Below are 15,078 nucleotides of genomic sequence, written 5' to 3'. Positions count from 1 at the left end.
GCGCCGCGCGGCGTCCGGCCCGCTGGTTCCGGTCAGCCCCGGTGAGCGTCCTCCCGTGTCCCGCTGCGGTCATGAAGCGCCGCCTGCCCCGATAGCGCGCGGTCACACGGCATGACATGGGACTCTTCCGGCACGTCCGCCCCGGCGCCGCCCTCCCGCGGCCGGAGCACCCGGTCCGCGGTCAGGGACAGATGCGACGGTTCGTCGGGCATCTCGCCGGACAGCCCGCGGGCGGGCCCGGTGGCGCGCAACCGGCAGCGCGCCTCGTCGCGCACCGTGATCCCGGCACCGTCGGCCGACCTGATCGCGGCGTGCGGGGCGGTCGCGGCATGCGGAACGGCTACGTCATGCGGAGTGGTCGCGGCGCGCGGAACGGTCGCGGCGCGCGGAGTGGACGTGGTGCGCGGAACGGTCGCGGCGCGCGGAGGCGGTCCATCGGTCACCGCGGTTCGCCTCCCCGGCCGAAACGTATACCTGCACCACCAGCCTCACTCCGGAGCGTGCGTGCCGCTACCGGGCATGGCAGGCATCACCGACACTTCGGCGGAGCTTCGTAAGCAGGTTGTGAGCGCGCCGTGTTGCACATGTGAGGCCACTTTCTCTTCTTTTTTGCACTGTGACTAATATCAACGCGTCCAAGTTCTCAACGTATTTGACCAGTCACCGGCTGGCATCATCGTCAAGGAGCCTCCCCTGCGCACGCGCGCGTCACGGCGGACCGACTCGGCACCCATGTCGTTGCGGACAGCCCTCCTCGTACTGGCCATCGTCCCCGGAGTAGCACTGGCAGCCCTGTGGGCCGTCACCAGTGGTCAGACACTCCTGGACTTTCAACGCCAGGCAGCCCAGGGACTCTTGGCCGAACAAGCGGGCCAACCGTCCAACATCGTGTACTACAACCTGCAGGAGGAGCGCCGGCTCAGCGCGGAAGCGCTGGCTCGTCCCGATGACTCCACCACGGCGCTGAAGCAGCAGCGCACACTCACCGATGAGGCGATCAAAACCTTTCAGTCGCTTTCGGATGTGACCGCGGACGACGCGCCCGAAGAGGTGCGCGAGGCCGTCGGCAAGGCCCGGGAGGCCATCACCCAGCTGCCCGCCCAGCGCTCCCTGGTCGACGAGGGCGACGGGGACCAGCAGGCGGTGGTCTACGGCTACTACACCGACCTGATCGCCGTGGACCTCAAGCTGTTCGCGGCCCTCAGCCATGTGGACAACGGCGAGGTGACCACGCTCGGACAGCCGCTGGTGGACCTCTTCTGGGCGAAGGAGATGATCTCCCGCTCGGACGCGATCCTGGCGCGCGGCTGGCCCAAGGGCAAGCTCAGCACGGAGGACCTCCAGGAGGTACGCAAGGAGGTCTCCGGCCAGGCGTTCCAGGCCGGGACCAAGGTCGTCCCCTACCTTCCCGAGGACGAGCGGGACCAGTGGCAGAAGCTGACGGAGAGCTCCGCCTGGGCCGCCAAGACCGAGATCGAGGAGCAGGTGCTCCGCCCGGCCGAGGCCGACCGGTCCGGATTCGTCGCGCTCGACGCCGACGAGAAGGCCTGGCGCAAGGCCATGGACGGTGTCACCCCGCAGCTGGTCGATCTGCTGGAACAGCGCACCGACGCGGTCATGGTGACCGGCAAGGGCACCGTCATGTCCCTGCTCACCAAGATGATCATCACCTCGGTCGTCGGTCTGCTCGCCGTCGTCGCGGTCGTCTGGACCACCTGGCGCCTCACCCGTAACCTCCGCCGGCGCATCTCCGGACTCCAGGAGCGGGCCGAGGAGCTGGAGAAGGCACTGCCGGACGTCGTCGACCGGCTGGCCCAGGGCGAGAAGATCGACGTCGAGGCCGAGGCCCGCGCGATCGAGACCCCGGGCGAGGGCGGCGACGAGCTCACCCGGCTCGGCGGCGCGCTCAACCAGGCCCGCACCAGCGCCCTCCAGGCCGCGGTCAGGCAGGCCGACCAGCACCGCGGCTTCGAGCGGCTCCTTCAGCGCATCGCGCGCCGTACCCAGCAGCTGATCGGACAGCAGCTCAAGAAGCTGGACGAGCTGGAGCGCAAGCACGAGGACCCGGAGGTGCTCGACGGCCTCTTCGACCTGGACCACCTGACGGCGCGTCTGCGGCGTTACGAGGAGAACCTCGTGATCCTCGCCGGCGGTTCGCCGCACCGGCGCTGGCGCAAGCCCGTCCCGCTGCTGGACGTCATGCGGTCCGCGCAGGGCGAGGTGCAGGACTACCGCCGCGTGGTGCTGGACCTCGACGGCGCCCCGTGGCTCGCCGAGCGGGCCGTCGGCCCGGTCTCCCACGTCCTGGCCGAGCTGATCGAGAACGCGCTGAGCTTCTCCCGTCCGCCGAGCCCGGTCGAGGTCCGGGCGGCGAAGGTGAGCCGGGGCCTGGCCATCGAGGTCGAGGACCGCGGCCTGGGCATGGAGGAGGAACAGCTCGCCGAGGCCAACGAGCTGATGAGCCGTCCGCCCCGGATGGACGTGCTGGCCCACTCGGAGGACATCAGGCTCGGCCTCTACGTGATCTCGCGCCTCGCCGACCAGTACGGCCTGCGGGTCGAGTTCCGGCCCTCCGCCTTCGGCGGGACCCGCGTGGTCGTCCTCGTCCCCGACGCGCTGACGGTGCCCGAGCCGGGCTCCCGCCCCGCCGCCGTCCCCTCGGCGGCCACGTCCCCCGTGGACGAACAGCCGCCGATGGCCGCGCCCGCGGCCCCCGGCGCACTGCCGACCCGGGTGCAGGGACGCGCGATGGCCGGGGTCACCGCCTTGGCCGACCACGCCGCCAGGACGCGGCCCCCGGAGCAGGAACAGCCGGTCCCCGAGCAGCCGTACGGCGGCTCCGGCGACCCGTTCCCGGTACCCGGACAGCCCTTCCCGCCGGACGCACAGCCCTACACCCCGGACGGGCCGTCCTACACCCCGGACGCGGCCCCGTACGCCGAGGCGGACCAGCCGTACGCGACGGGTGAGGCGGACCGGACCTACACCGCGGCCGGCTCCGCCTACCCGGCGCCGGAACAGCCGTACGCCGAGGCCGGCCGGCCGTACGCGACGGCCGACGCGGACCAGACGTACACCACGGCCGTCCCCGCCTACCCGGCGCCGGAACAGCCGTACGCCGAGGGCCCCTACCCCGGGGCCGGGCAGCCGTACGCCGGTCAGGAGCAGCCGTACATGACGGCCGCGGGCCAGTACCCCGTCCCCGGGCACGCGTACGCGGAGCCGGCCGAGGAGTACCCGGCCCCCGAGCCGTCCTACCCGCGGTCCTACCCGGCCCCGGACGAGACCGCCGCGCACGCCTACGGTGCGGCCGGTCCCGAGACCCCGCCCGCGGCTCCGGCCCCGCTCCCCGCACTTCCGGCGGCGGGAGGGGAGCCCCCGCTCCCCCGCCGCGTACGCCAGGCCAGCCTGGTGGACGAGCTCCGGGTGGACCCGGCCTCCCGGACAGCCCCGCCCAAGCCCCCGGCCTGGGACGAGAACCCGCTGCTGCGCCCCGTCCCCCGGCGGGCCGGTGCCGCGATCGGGGCATTCCAGCGGCGCTCGCGCGCGGCACGTGCGGCCGAGGAGCCGTCGGGCCCCGCCCCCACCGCACCCTCCCCTACGAGAGAAGAACGGTCATGACACGCACAACCGCCACCCTCCAGGACCTGGACTGGCTGCTCGACGGTCTGGTGGACTCGGTGGCCGAGACACTGAACGCCGTGCTGCTGTCCGACGACGGACTGGTGGTGAGCCACTCGCGCACCATCGAACGTGCCGACGCCGAGCGGCTCGCCGCGATATGCACCGGCCAGCAGAGCCTCGCCCGTGGGGTCGGCCAGCTCTTCGACGGCGGTTCGGTGCACCAGGTGATCGTCGAGCTGGCCGATCTGTGGCTCTTCATCATCGCGGCCGGCCAGGGCACCCACCTCGCCGTCGTCGCCTCCCAGGAGGTCGACGCCGAGGTGATGTCGCTGGCGATGCACAACCTCGTCCAGCAGGTCGGCCAGAAGCTCACCGCCCCCGCGCGCGGTGACTTCGACGCCTTCGGTACCGGGGACGGGCAGCGGGCGTGAGGTCCTACTGGGACGAGGACGAGGCCGAGGAGGACGGCGCGGGCACGATGGTGCGCCCGTACACGATCACCCGTGGCCGGACCGCACCCGAGCGGGACGACTTCAGCCTCATCACCGTGCTCACCACCGCCGACGAGGCGGTGGACGAGCACGGCACCCCGCTGCGCGGTGGCCGGCTCCAGCCGGAGCACCGCATGATCCTGGACCGCTGCCGCCGGCCCGCGGCGGTCGCCGAGGTCGCGGCGGGCCTCGACCTGCCGGTCTCGGTGACCAAGATCCTGCTGGCCGACCTGGTCGGCCAGGGCCTGCTGCTGGCCCGCGCTCCCCTGATGGTGGCCCGGGCGTCCGGCGGGGCCGACATGGGCCTGCTGGCCGCCGTACGTGACGGACTCCGGAGACTCTGACCCAAGATGACAACCAGTCAGACGGCGCCTTCCGCCGTCAAGATCCTCATAGCCGGTGGCTTCGGCGTCGGAAAGACCACCCTGGTGGGCGCCGTCAGCGAGGTCGCCCCCCTGCGCACCGAGGAATACCTCACCCAGGCGAGCATCGGCGTCGACAGCCTCGCCGGTGTCGGCGAGAAGAACACCACCACCGTGGCGCTGGACTTCGGCCGCATCACGGTCAGTCCCGAGCTGGTGGTCTACCTCTTCGGCACCCCCGGCCAGGAACGTTTCTGGTTCATGTGGAACGACCTGGTCAACGGGGCGCTCGGCGGGGTCGTGATCGCCGACACCCGGCGCCTGGAGACGAGTTTCGCCTCGATCGACTTCTTCGAGAGCCGGGACATCCCCTTCGTGGTGGCCATCAACTGCTTCCACGGGCACAACACCCGTACGAACGACGAGATCCGGGCCGCTCTGGACCTGGATCCGCATGTTCCGCTGCTGATCGGCGACGTCCGGGAGCGGCACTTCGGCCGCGATGTGCTGCTCGCACTCGTCGACCACCTGATGAGCCTGCCGGCGGCGGTCGGCTGAGCCGCCCCTCCCTCTTCCCTTCAATTCCTTTCCCGCCTGGAGAAATCTGAGATGGCAACACCCCTGCGTGTACTGGTACACGGCGGCGGCATAGGCGGGCTGACGCTCGCCGTCGCGCTGGCCCGGCGCGGTCACACCGTCGAGGTCGTCGAACTCCGCGACGAGCTGGACGCACTCGGCGTCGGCATCATCCAGCCGTCCAACGCTCTGCACGTCATGCGTGAGATCGGCGTCCTCGACGCCTGTGTGGCGGCCGGCTTCGAGTGGGAGGTGCTGACCATCTGCGACCCGGCCGGCGCCACGCTCGCCAAGATCCCGCAGCCCCGGATGGACGGCGCCCCCGCCAGCAACGGCATCCCGCGCCCCGCCCTGGCCGAGGTGCTGGGCGCCGCCACCGAGGCGGCCGGGGTACCGATCCGCTTCGGTACGACGATCGCCGAACTGGCGGACGACGGCTCGGGGGTCGACGTCACCCTGTCCGACGGCACCTCCGCCCGCTGGGACCTGGTCGTCGGCTTCGACGGCATCGGTTCCCCGCTGCGGACCCGGCTGTACGGCGACCGCTTCGCGCCCGAGTACACGGGCTTCGCCAACTGGCGGGTCACCGTGGACCGGCTGCCCGAGGTCCAGGGTGTCGTCGTGAGCACGGGCCGGTCGTCCACCAAGGCGCTGCTCACCCCGATCACGGACGAGCTGATGTATCTGGCGGCCGTGACCGCCGAGGAGCCGGACTTCCGCCCGGACCCCGCGCGGGCGCACGAGGAGCTCGCGGAGCGCCTGGCCGCGTTCGGCGGGCCCGTCGCCGAGGCCCTGGCCGAGGTGACGTCGGCGGACGGCGTCGTGTACTCGCGCATCTCGCAGGTCACGGTGGACGAGCCCTGGCACGTCGGTCGGATCGTCATCGCCGGTGACGCCGCGCACGCGAGCACCCCGAACCTCGCGCAGGGCGCGGCGATGGCGGTGGAGGACGCGCTGGTGCTCGCCGAGTCGCTGGACGCCGGGGCGGACGTGCCCGCGGCGCTCGCCGCCTGGGAGGAGCGCCGCCGCCCCCGCGCGATGTTCGTGCAGAACCTCTCGCGCGCGATCCTCAAGGAGGAGACGGGCAGTGCGACGACGCCCGAGGAGGACGAGCTCCTGAAGGTCGGCATGCCGGGCGCCGCACACGTGCTGGTCAAGCCGTACTAGTCCGTCTCTTCCGGATCTTGCCGGGCTCGCGACGCCTGATCCGAAAGAATCGGCTCGGTCCGCGTCACGCGGGAGGGGCGGTGCGGCGTGTGCCGCGCCGCCCCTCCCGCGTTCCCGCTCAGTCCAGTACGGCGATGCCGTCGAGCTCGACCATCGCCTGTTCGTCCCAGAGCCTGGTCGCCCCGATGACGGCCATGGCCGGGTACTCGCGCCCCGCCAGCCGGCGCCAGATCTCGCCCAGTTCGGGGGCGTGGGCGCGGTAGTCCGCGATGTCGGTGGCGTAGACGGTGATCCGGGCCAGGGAGGACGGGGCGCCGCCCGCCGCTCGCAGGGCGGTCAGGAGATTGCCCAGCGCGGTCTCGAACTGCTCGGGGAGCGTGGCGCCGACGACCTTCCCGTCCCCGTCGAGCGCGGTCTGGCCGGCGAGGAAGGCCAGCCGGCCGCCGGTCGCCGTGACGGCGTGCGAGAAGCCCGTGGGCGGGGCGAGTTCGGTGGGGTTGATCCGGGTGAGCGGGTTCATGCGGGCGTCTCCTGGGTCGCGTACAGCTCCTTGGCGATGATCGTGCGCTGCACCTCGGTCGCGCCCTCGTAGATCCGGGGCGCGCGGACCTCCCGGTAGAGATGTTCGAGCAGATGGCCCCGGCGCAGGGCGCGGGCGCCGTGCAGCTGGACGGCCGCGTCGACGACGTACTGCGCGGTCTCGGTGGCGTACAGCTTGGCCATCGCGGCGCGCCCGGGCACTCCGGGCTCCCCCGCGTCGTGGGCCGCGGCGGCGGCGTACACCAGGAGACGGGCGGCCTCGGTGCGGGTGGCCATCTCGGCGACCTGGTGGGAGACGGCCTGGAGTTCCTTGAGCGGGCCGCCGAAGGCGGTGCGCCGCGCGGTGTGCTCCAGGGTGGCGTCGAGCGCGGCCCGCGCCATGCCGACGGCGAACGCCCCGACGCTGGGCCGGAAGAGGTTCAGGGTGTCCATGGCGACCCGGAAGCCCCGGCCCGGCTCCCCGAGGACGTCGTCGGCCGTCACGGGTACGCCGTCGAGGTCCAGCGCCCCGATGGGGTGCGGGGACAGCATGTCCAGGGCCGTGCCGGTGAGTCCGGGACGGTCGGCGGGGACCAGGAACGCGGTGACGCCTCGGGCTCCGGGGCCCTCGCCCGTCCGCGCGAACACCGTGTAGAAGTCGGCCTCCGGGGCGTTGGAGATCCAGCACTTCTCGCCGGTGAGCCGCCAGCCGTCACCGCCGGGGCCTGGCCGGGCCGCCAGGGCGAGGGCCGCCGCGTCGGACCCGGCGCCCGGCTCGCTGAGGGCGAAGGCCGCGACGGCGCGGCCCGCGCGCACCTCGGGGAGCCAGCGTGCGCGCTGGGCCTCGGTGCCCGCCTGCCGGACCGGTCCCGCGCCGAGCCCCTGGAGCGCGAGTGCGGTCTCCGCCTCGGTGCAGCCCCGCGCGAGTGATTCGCGCAGCAGGCAGAGGTCGAGCGCGCCGGAGCCGAGGAGTCTGTCCAGCAGGCCCAGTCCGCCGAGGGCGGCGACGAGCGGGCGGTTCACCCGGCCGGGTTCGCCCTTCTCGGCGAGGGGCCGCAGCTCGTCGCGGGCGAGGGCGTACAGCTCCTCGCACCAGGCGGTTTGACCGGGATCGAGGGAGAATGCCGTCATACCGGCGCCTCTCTTGTCACGACTTATCGCGGACCGTTGACTACCGTCACTCAAACGATACGCTCCAAGGGCGACAAGGGGCTGTCGTTCGGGTCAGGCCGGATCCGGACGAGAGGTCCTGGGAGGCGATGCTTCATGAAGCCGTCAGGTACCGCGAGCGCGCACACCGACACCTTCGCGCGCGACCATCTCCCACCCGTCGAGGACCGGCCGGAGCTGGTCTTCGATCTCCCCGAACTGGCCTATCCCGACCGGCTGAACTGCGGATACGAGCTGCTCGACCGCACCGTCGAACGCTTCGGACCCGGGCGCCCCGCCTTCCGCACCCCCGACGGCGGCGTCTGGAGCTACGGGGAGCTGCGGGACCGGGTGGACCGGATCGCCCAGGTGCTGACGCGTGATCTGGGCGTCGTGCCCGGCAACCGCGTGCTGCTGCGCGGCCCCACCACGCCCTGGCTCGCCGCCTGCTGGCTCGCCGTGATGAAGGCCGGGGCGGTCGCCGTGACGGTGCTGGCGCAGCAGCGCGCCTCCGAGCTCGCCACCATCTGCTCGCTCGCCAGGGTCGGTCACGCGCTCTGCGACATCAGGTCCGTCGACGACCTGGCCGCGGCCGGGGTGCCCGGGCTGCGTGTCACGACGTACGGGGGCGAGTCGCCCGACGACCTGACGCGGCTCGCGGCGGCCCGACAGGGGCCCTGCCGGGCGGTGGACACCGCCGCCGACGACATCGCGCTGATCGCCTTCACCTCGGGCACCACCGGACGGCCCAAAGGCTGCATGCACACCCACCGCGATGTGCTGGCCGTCGCCGACACCTTCGCCCGTCACATCCTGCGGCCGGTGCCCGAGGATGTGTTCACGGGCAGCCCGCCGCTCGGCTTCACCTTCGGGCTCGGCGGGCTGGTGGTCTTCCCGCTGCGGGCCGGCGCATCCGCCCTGCTGCTCGAACAGTCGGGCCCCAAGCAGCTGCTGCCCGCGCTCGCCGCGCACCGGGTCTCGGTCCTGTTCACCGCGCCGACCGCGTACCGCCTGATGCTCGACGCGCTCGACGGCCACGACCTCTCCGCGCTGCGCCGGTGCGTCTCGGCCGGGGAGAACCTCCCCGCCGCCACCTGGCGGTCCTGGTACGAGCGGACGGGGCTGCGCATCATCAACGGCATCGGGGCCACCGAGCTGCTGCACATCTTCATCTCCGCCGCCGACGGGGACATCCGGCCCGGCACCACCGGCCTTCCCGTGCCCGGCTGGCAGGCGCGCGTGGTGGACGGGCACGGCACGGAACTGCCCGACGGCGAGCCAGGGCTGCTGGCGGTGCGCGGCCCGGTGGGCTGCCGCTATCTCGCCGACGACCGCCAGCGGGTCTATGTGCGCCACGGCTGGAACATCACGGGCGACACCTACGTCCGCGAGCCCGACGGCTACTTCCGCTACGTCGCCCGGGCCGACGACATGATCATCTCCGCCGGTCACAACATCGCGGGACCCGAGGTCGAGGAGGCGCTGCTGCGCCATCCCGACGTGGCCGAGGCCGCGGTGGTGGGCCGTCCGGACGAACTGCGGGGCCAGATCGTGGCGGCGTACGTCGTGCCGCGCGAGGGCGCGCCGCTGACGGCCGACGAACTGCGGACGCACATGAAGTCCGTGCTCGCGCCGCACAAGTGCCCCCGCGCCATCGAGTTCCTCCCCGCGCTCCCCCGGACGGCCACCGGAAAGCTCCAGCGCTTCCTGCTGCGCGGCACGACCGCTCTAGAGTGATCACGTGGCCGAGCACACTCCCCGTTCCCTGATCGTCACCCTCTACGGCGCGTACGGCCGTCGCCCCGGCGACGCCCCGCTGGCGGTGTCCGAACTGATCCGGCTGCTGCACGCGGTCGGGGTCGACGCGCCGTCGGTGCGCTCGTCCGTCTCCCGGCTCAAGCGCCGGGGGCTGCTCGTCCCCGCCCGCACGGCGGACGGTGCGGCCGGCTACGCGCTCTCGCCGGACGCCCGTCAGCTGCTGGACGACGGCGACCGGCGGATCTACCGGCGACCGCCGCGCCGGCCGGACGACGGCTGGGTGCTCGCCGTCTTCTCCGTGCCGGAAGCGGAGCGCAGCAAGCGGCACCTTCTGCGCTCCCGGCTCGGCAGGCTCGGCTTCGGCACGGCGGCGCCGGGTGTGTGGATCGCGCCCGCCGGACTGTACGAGGAGACGCGGCACACCCTGGAGCGCCTCGAACTCGCCCCGTACGTCGAGCTGTTCCGCGGCGAGCACCTCGGCTTCACCGCGACGGGGGAATCGGTGGCGCGGTGGTGGGACCTGGACGCGATCGCCCGGCTGTACCTCGACTTCCTGGAGCAGCAGGAACCGGTGCTGCGGTCCTGGGACGCGCGGTCCGGCGCGGCGCCCGACCCTGAGGACGCCTACCGCGACTACCTCCGCGCGCTGGACTCCTGGCGGCAGCTGCCGTACGCGGATCCGGGGCTCCCCGACGAGCTGCTGCCGAAGGACTGGCCGGGTGGCCGGGCGGCGGAGGTGTTCGGGCTGCTGCACTCCCGGCTGCGGGACGCGGGCGCCCTGTTCGCGGGGCACGGCGGCTGACCGGCCCTCGAAATCGGGGTGACCCGGGGCCCGGTGTCCCGGCAGGATGAGGCATGCCCTGGACCTTCACCGCCGATGTCGCGGTCTTCCTGGACGCTGCCGGAGCGTCCCTGGCCGCCCGGCCCGCCGAGAACACGCTGCTGCTGACCGTGACCGCCACCCTCAGGGACGGCGGGCCGCACGCCTACGGCCCGGGGATGCCGGTGCTGGGCTGGTGGCGCGGGGCGGACGGTGAGGTGGCCGGGGCGCTGGTGTGGACACCGCCCTTCCCGCCGGTCCTGGGCACGGCGGCCCCCGACGCGGTCGCCGCGCTGCCGGGCGCGCTCCCGCTGACGGGTGTCAACGCGGAGCGCGGGGCGGCTGAGGTCCTGGCCGCCCACTGGCCCCGGCACCGTGTCGACGGGGAACAACGGCTCTACCGCCTGGGGACGTTGGTGCCGCCCTCCCCCGCGCCCGCCGGAGGGCCGAGGACCGCGACCGTCGCGGACCGGGAGCTGCTCGTCGACTGGATCAGGGCCTTCGGCGAGCAGACCGGCCAGTCGGGAGACCGGGCCGGGCGGATCGTGGACGACCGCACGGCGCACGGCGGGCTCACGCTGTGGGAGGCCGGAGGGGAGCCCGTGTCGCTGGCCGGCGTCTCCCGCAGGATGGCGGGCACGGTCCGCGTGGCGAACGTCTACACACCGCCGGAGCACCGGGGCCGCGGATACGCGGGCGCGGTGACGGCGTGGGTCAGCCGCGTGGCGCGTGAGGAGGGGGCCCGGGAGGTGCTGCTCTTCACGGATCTCGCGAACCCGACGAGCAACGGCGTCTACCGGCGCATCGGCTACGAGGCCGTCTCCGACCGCCTGCTGATCACCGCGGAGCCGGGGTGAGCACCGGGGCAGGGCAGGCCCCGGAGGAGCGGAGCTGGCTGATCGCCGCGAACGTGGTGCGGTGGCGGCGCTACGGCGAGGGCGGCCAGGAACTGCGGCCCGGCACCAAGTCCTACCGGGGCGGCTCGAAGGTGCACGTGCTCCAGAGTTACGCCGGGTCGGCGCACGAGCAGCTGACCACGATCGGGCGCGGGCGCCACACCGGCACGTACATCACCATCGACATGGCGACGCGCAATCTGCACACGTTCAGGGCCGTGGCGGTCCACAGCCCGACCGTGCTGCGGCTGTGCGAGGAGGCGGACGTGGGCGGCTGCTGGACGACCCGTGAGGACGCCGAGGAGCTGGCCGTCCGGCTGGAGAGGCTGGCCGCCGAGTACCGCACGGCCCACTGGTCCAGCGCGCACCCGGTTCCCTGCCGGTGCCACGAGTGCCTGACGCTCAGCCGAGTGTGAGCCGCGGCTTCGGGGCGTCGGTGCGGCCGGTCGGAGGGGGGCGGCTGCCCGCACGGTACGGCAGCGGCCAGGAGACGCCCGGCCCGGTGTACCCCTGCTCGGCCGCCGCGTGCAGGGTCCAGTGCGGGTCCCAGAGGTGGGGGCGGGCCAGGGCGCAGAGGTCGGCGCGGCCGGCGAGGAGCAGCGAGTTGACGTCGTCCCAGGAGGAGATGGCTCCGACGGCGATGACGGGCACGTCCAGGGCGTTGCGGATCCGGTCGGCGTACGGGGTCTGGTAGGAGCGGCCGTGGGCGGGGCGTTCGTCCGGGACGACCTGACCGGTGGAGACGTCGATGGCGTCCGCGCCGTGGGCGGCGAAGGCACGGGCGATCTCCAGGGAGTCCTCGTCACCCGTCCCGCCGGGCGCCCAGTCCGTCGCGGAGATCCGTACGGTCATGGGCCGGTCACCGGGCCATGCGGCGCGTACGGCGTCGAAGACCTCCAGGGGGAAGCGCAGCCGGTTCTCCAGCGGCCCGCCGTAGGCGTCGGTGCGCGTGTTGGTGAGCGGCGAGAGGAAGCCGGAGAGCAGATAGCCGTGGGCGCAGTGCAGTTCGAGGAGGTCGAACCCGCAGCGGGCGGCCCGCCGGGCGGCCTCGGTGAAGCGGTCGCGGACCGCGTCCATCCCGGCCCGGTCCAGGACCCGCGGGATCTGGCTGACGCCCCGCGCGTACGGGAGGGGTGAGGCCGCGCTGACGGGCCAGTTGCCGTCGTCCAGCGGCTGGTCGATGCCCTCCCACATCAGCCGGGTGGAGCCCTTGCGGCCCGAGTGGCCCAGCTGGACGCCGATCGCGGCTCCGGGGGCGGCCTCGTGGACGAAGCGTGTGACACGGGTCCATGCCTCGGCCTGCCCGTCGCTCCACAGGCCGGCGCAGCCGGGCGTGATGCGGCCCTCGGGGCTCACGCAGACCATCTCGGTCATGACGAGCCCGGCGCCGCCGAGCGCACGGGCGCCGAGGTGGACGAGGTGGAAGTCGCCGGGCATGCCGTCGGTGGCGGAGTACATGTCCATGGGCGAGACGACGACGCGGTTACGGAGTTCGAGGCCGCGCAGCCGCAGCGGGGTGAACATCGGCGGGGTGCCGGGCGGGCAGCCGAACTCCTCCTCGACGGCGCCCGTGAAGCCGGGGTCGCGCAGCCGGAGGTTGTCGTGGGTGACGCGGCGGCTGCGGGTGAGGAGGTTGAAGGCGAACCGGCGGGGCGGCTGGTCCACGTACTGCGGGAGCTCCTCGAACCAGCGCAGGCTGGCCTCGGCCGCGCGCTGGGTGGACAGGACGACGGGGCGGCGCTCGGCCTCGTACGCGGCGAGGGCGGTGGGCAGGTCGGGCTGCTCCTCGACGCAGGCGGCCAGGGCGAGCGCGTCCTCGACGGCCAGCTTGGTGCCGGAACCGATGGAGAAGTGGGCGGTGTGCGCGGCGTCGCCGATGAGGACCGTGTTGCCGTGCGACCACCGTTCGTTGGTGACCGTGGCGAAGGTGAGCCAGGAGGACTTGTTGGAGCGCAGCGGCCGGCCGCCGAGGGCCTCGGAGAAGACCTTGGCGCAGTGTTCGGCCGACTCGGCGGTGTCGCGGAGGTCGAACCCCGCCGCCCGCCAGACCTCCTCGCGCATCTCCACGATGACGGTGGAGGCGCCGGGCGAGAACGGGTAGGCGTGCAGCTGCATCACGCCGTGAGGGGTCTCGGCGATCTCGAAGCGGAAGGCGTCGAACGCGAAGTCTGCGGCGAGCCAGATGTAGCGGTTCCGGTGGCCGGTGACAGTGGGGCGGAAGTGGAGGGCGTGGGCCGCGCGGGTGGCGCTGCGCACCCCGTCGGCGGCGACGACCAGATCGTGGTGGGCGGCGAGTTCGGCGGCGGGCGGTGCCTCGGTGCGGAAGCGGAGCCGCACGCCGAGATCCGCGCAGCGTTCGTGCAGGATCCGCAGCAGCGTACGGCGGCCGAGTGCGGCGAAGCCGTGGCCCCCGGAGGTCTGGGTGGCGCCCCGGTGGACGACGTCGATGGTGTCCCAGCGGACGAACGCGTCGCTGAGCGCCCGGTACACGACGGGGTCCGCGTGCTCGATGCCGCCGAGGGTCTCGTCGGAGAGGACCACGCCGAATCCGAAGGTGTCGTCGGGGGCGTTGCGCTCCCAGACGGTGATGTCACGGGCGGGGTCCAGCCGCTTGAGGAGGGCGGCGGCGTAGAGCCCGCCGGGTCCGCCCCCGATGACCGCGATCCGCCCGGCGCTCCTGGAGGACCCGGTGTCCGGGGCAGGCGTCACCTCCGGGGCGGGCGCCGCGTCCGGGTGGGGCATCGCGTCCGGGGTGCGCACGGCGCTACCTGCCCCGCCACTTCGGCGGCCGCTTCTCGGTGAAGGCGGCGTGGAACTCGGCGTAGTCCTCGCCGTTCATCAGGAGGGCCTGGGTGGCGGCGTCCATCTCCACGGACGCGGCCAGCGGCATGTCGAGCTCGGCGGTGAGCAGCGCCTTCGTCTGGGCCAGGGCGAGCGCGGGCCCGTCGGCGAGCCGCCTGGCGAGTGCGGCGGCACGGGTGTCGGCCTCGCCCTCGCCGGTCAGCTCGCTGATCAGCCCGATGCGCTCGGCCTCGGGGGCGCGGACGGGTTCGCCGAGCATCAGGATGCGGGTGGCGTGGCCGAGGCCGACGACGCGCGGCAGGAGGTAGGCGGCTCCCATGTCTCCGCCGGAGAGACCGACGGCCGTGAAGAGGAAGGCGAAGCGCGCGGAGGGGGCGGCGATCCGGAAGTCGGCGGCCAGGGCGAGGACGGCTCCCGCGCCGGCCGCCACCCCGTGGACGGCGGCGATGACGGGGAAGGGGCACTCGCGAAGGGCCCGCACGACCTGGCCGGTCATCCGGTTGAAGTCCAGCAGCTGCGCGGTGTCCATCGCGAGCGTGGCTCCGATGATCTCGTCGACGTCCCCGCCCGAGCAGAACCCGCGCCCCTCACCGGCGAGCACCAGGGCACGCACGGAGCGTTCGCGGGAGAGCTCGGCGAGGAGGTCGCGCAGATCGGCGTACGCGCCGAAGGTGAGCGCGTTGAGCTTCTCGGGCCGGGCGAGTGTGACGGTCGCCACTCCGTCGTGCGTCGTCAGGCGCAGATGCCGCCAGCGCTCCGTGCGCGGGGCGGAGCCGGTGAACGGGCTCATGGAAGGGTCCCCTCCAGCCGTCGGGCTGCTGCTGGTCCCTCCCGAAGCTATCACTCATCCGTGACTTCCGTCACGAGGACGCAACAGCCCTCACAGGGGCAGGTGTGGCGAAGGTCCCTTTTGT

At 73.3% G+C, this 15,078-nt stretch carries 13 protein-coding genes; 9 read left to right on the top strand and 4 right to left on the bottom strand.

Translation table 11 applies throughout. The features are described 5' to 3' along the window. Positions 1–732: 732 nt before the first annotated feature. The 5 genes from AMK10_RS14905 to AMK10_RS14885 are packed head-to-tail and all read left to right on the top strand — an operon-like array spanning position 733 to position 6,220. The gene (locus AMK10_RS14905; protein ID WP_073748265.1) at positions 733–3,621 is read left to right on the top strand and encodes a sensor histidine kinase; all 2,889 of its coding nucleotides are present in this window, start codon (positions 733–735) and stop codon (positions 3,619–3,621) included. Further along, positions 3,618–4,055 (top strand): roadblock/LC7 domain-containing protein, encoded by a 438-nt coding sequence (locus AMK10_RS14900; protein WP_073748264.1) that lies wholly within the window; start codon positions 3,618–3,620, stop codon positions 4,053–4,055. The genes AMK10_RS14905 and AMK10_RS14900 overlap by 4 nt, the downstream gene beginning before the upstream one ends. A gap of 47 nt (positions 4,056–4,102) precedes the next feature. Then, on the top strand, positions 4,103–4,459 hold the full coding sequence (locus AMK10_RS14895) for a DUF742 domain-containing protein (RefSeq protein ID WP_073749269.1): 357 nt from the start codon (positions 4,103–4,105) through the stop codon (positions 4,457–4,459). Between the two features lie 6 nt (positions 4,460–4,465). Next, entirely contained in the window at positions 4,466–5,035 is a 570-nt protein-coding gene (locus AMK10_RS14890; RefSeq protein ID WP_073748263.1) for a GTP-binding protein, read from the top strand. 51 nt (positions 5,036–5,086) lie between these two features. Further along, positions 5,087–6,220, top strand: a complete 1,134-nt coding sequence (locus tag AMK10_RS14885; RefSeq protein WP_073748262.1) for an FAD-dependent monooxygenase — start codon at positions 5,087–5,089, stop codon at positions 6,218–6,220. 118 nt (positions 6,221–6,338) lie between these two features. Here the strand turns inward: AMK10_RS14885 and AMK10_RS14880 are convergent, their stop codons facing one another. Further along, entirely contained in the window at positions 6,339–6,740 is a 402-nt protein-coding gene (locus tag AMK10_RS14880) for a RidA family protein (RefSeq protein WP_073748261.1), read from the bottom strand. Next, positions 6,737–7,870, bottom strand: coding sequence for an acyl-CoA dehydrogenase family protein (locus AMK10_RS14875; protein ID WP_073748260.1), 1,134 nt, complete (start codon positions 7,868–7,870; stop codon positions 6,737–6,739). The genes AMK10_RS14880 and AMK10_RS14875 overlap by 4 nt, the downstream gene beginning before the upstream one ends. A 135-nt stretch (positions 7,871–8,005) precedes the next feature. Here AMK10_RS14875 and AMK10_RS14870 point away from each other — a divergent pair, with 135 nt between their 5' ends. From AMK10_RS14870 to AMK10_RS14855, 4 genes are read left to right on the top strand one after another with little or no spacing between them, the layout of a single operon-like run. Continuing rightward, positions 8,006–9,625, top strand: coding sequence for an AMP-binding protein (locus AMK10_RS14870; RefSeq protein WP_073748259.1), 1,620 nt, complete (start codon positions 8,006–8,008; stop codon positions 9,623–9,625). 4 nt (positions 9,626–9,629) lie between these two features. After that, positions 9,630–10,448 carry a PaaX family transcriptional regulator gene (locus AMK10_RS14865; RefSeq protein WP_073748258.1) on the top strand — a complete coding sequence of 273 codons (819 nt, stop codon included), beginning with the start codon at positions 9,630–9,632 and terminating at the stop codon, positions 10,446–10,448. Between the two features lie 53 nt (positions 10,449–10,501). Further along, the gene (locus AMK10_RS14860; protein WP_073748257.1) at positions 10,502–11,323 is read left to right on the top strand and encodes a GNAT family N-acetyltransferase; all 822 of its coding nucleotides are present in this window, start codon (positions 10,502–10,504) and stop codon (positions 11,321–11,323) included. Further along, positions 11,320–11,778, top strand: a complete 459-nt coding sequence (locus AMK10_RS14855; RefSeq protein ID WP_073748256.1) for a hypothetical protein — start codon at positions 11,320–11,322, stop codon at positions 11,776–11,778. The genes AMK10_RS14860 and AMK10_RS14855 overlap by 4 nt, the downstream gene beginning before the upstream one ends. On the opposite strand, the gene AMK10_RS14850 is transcribed toward AMK10_RS14855, so the two are convergent. Both AMK10_RS14850 and AMK10_RS14845 read right to left on the bottom strand, forming a co-directional pair. Further along, positions 11,765–14,104, bottom strand: coding sequence for a bifunctional salicylyl-CoA 5-hydroxylase/oxidoreductase (locus AMK10_RS14850; protein WP_079180788.1), 2,340 nt, complete (start codon positions 14,102–14,104; stop codon positions 11,765–11,767). The two genes, AMK10_RS14855 and AMK10_RS14850, sit on opposite strands and share 14 nt — an antisense overlap. A 22-nt stretch (positions 14,105–14,126) precedes the next feature. After that, positions 14,127–14,954: an enoyl-CoA hydratase family protein gene (locus tag AMK10_RS14845; RefSeq protein WP_073748255.1), complete on the bottom strand. Its 828-nt coding sequence runs from the start codon at positions 14,952–14,954 to the stop codon at positions 14,127–14,129. Positions 14,955–15,078: the final 124 nt, after the last annotated feature.

The organism is Streptomyces sp. CB02058 (genome assembly GCF_001905505.1).
GTDB lineage: Bacteria > Actinomycetota > Actinomycetes > Streptomycetales > Streptomycetaceae > Streptomyces.
The sequence above is the reverse complement of the archived record's forward strand: the minus strand, read 5'-3'. Positions and strand labels throughout refer to the sequence as shown.

Excerpts from the sequence above, each read along its gene's own strand:
- AMK10_RS14905 (WP_073748265.1), top strand. The coding sequence starts at position 733 with ATGTCGTTGCGGACAGCCCTCCTCGTACTGGCCATCGTCCCCGGAGTA.
- AMK10_RS14900 (WP_073748264.1), top strand. The coding sequence starts at position 3,618 with ATGACACGCACAACCGCCACCCTCCAGGACCTGGACTGGCTGCTCGAC.
- AMK10_RS14895 (WP_073749269.1), top strand. The coding sequence starts at position 4,103 with ATGGTGCGCCCGTACACGATCACCCGTGGCCGGACCGCACCCGAGCGG.
- AMK10_RS14890 (WP_073748263.1), top strand. The coding sequence starts at position 4,466 with ATGACAACCAGTCAGACGGCGCCTTCCGCCGTCAAGATCCTCATAGCC.
- AMK10_RS14885 (WP_073748262.1), top strand. The coding sequence starts at position 5,087 with ATGGCAACACCCCTGCGTGTACTGGTACACGGCGGCGGCATAGGCGGG.
- AMK10_RS14880 (WP_073748261.1), bottom strand. The coding sequence starts at position 6,740 with ATGAACCCGCTCACCCGGATCAACCCCACCGAACTCGCCCCGCCCACG.
- AMK10_RS14875 (WP_073748260.1), bottom strand. The coding sequence starts at position 7,870 with ATGACGGCATTCTCCCTCGATCCCGGTCAAACCGCCTGGTGCGAGGAG.
- AMK10_RS14870 (WP_073748259.1), top strand. The coding sequence starts at position 8,006 with ATGAAGCCGTCAGGTACCGCGAGCGCGCACACCGACACCTTCGCGCGC.
- AMK10_RS14860 (WP_073748257.1), top strand. The coding sequence starts at position 10,502 with ATGCCCTGGACCTTCACCGCCGATGTCGCGGTCTTCCTGGACGCTGCC.
- AMK10_RS14850 (WP_079180788.1), bottom strand. The coding sequence starts at position 14,104 with ATGCCCCACCCGGACGCGGCGCCCGCCCCGGAGGTGACGCCTGCCCCG.
- AMK10_RS14845 (WP_073748255.1), bottom strand. The coding sequence starts at position 14,954 with ATGAGCCCGTTCACCGGCTCCGCCCCGCGCACGGAGCGCTGGCGGCAT.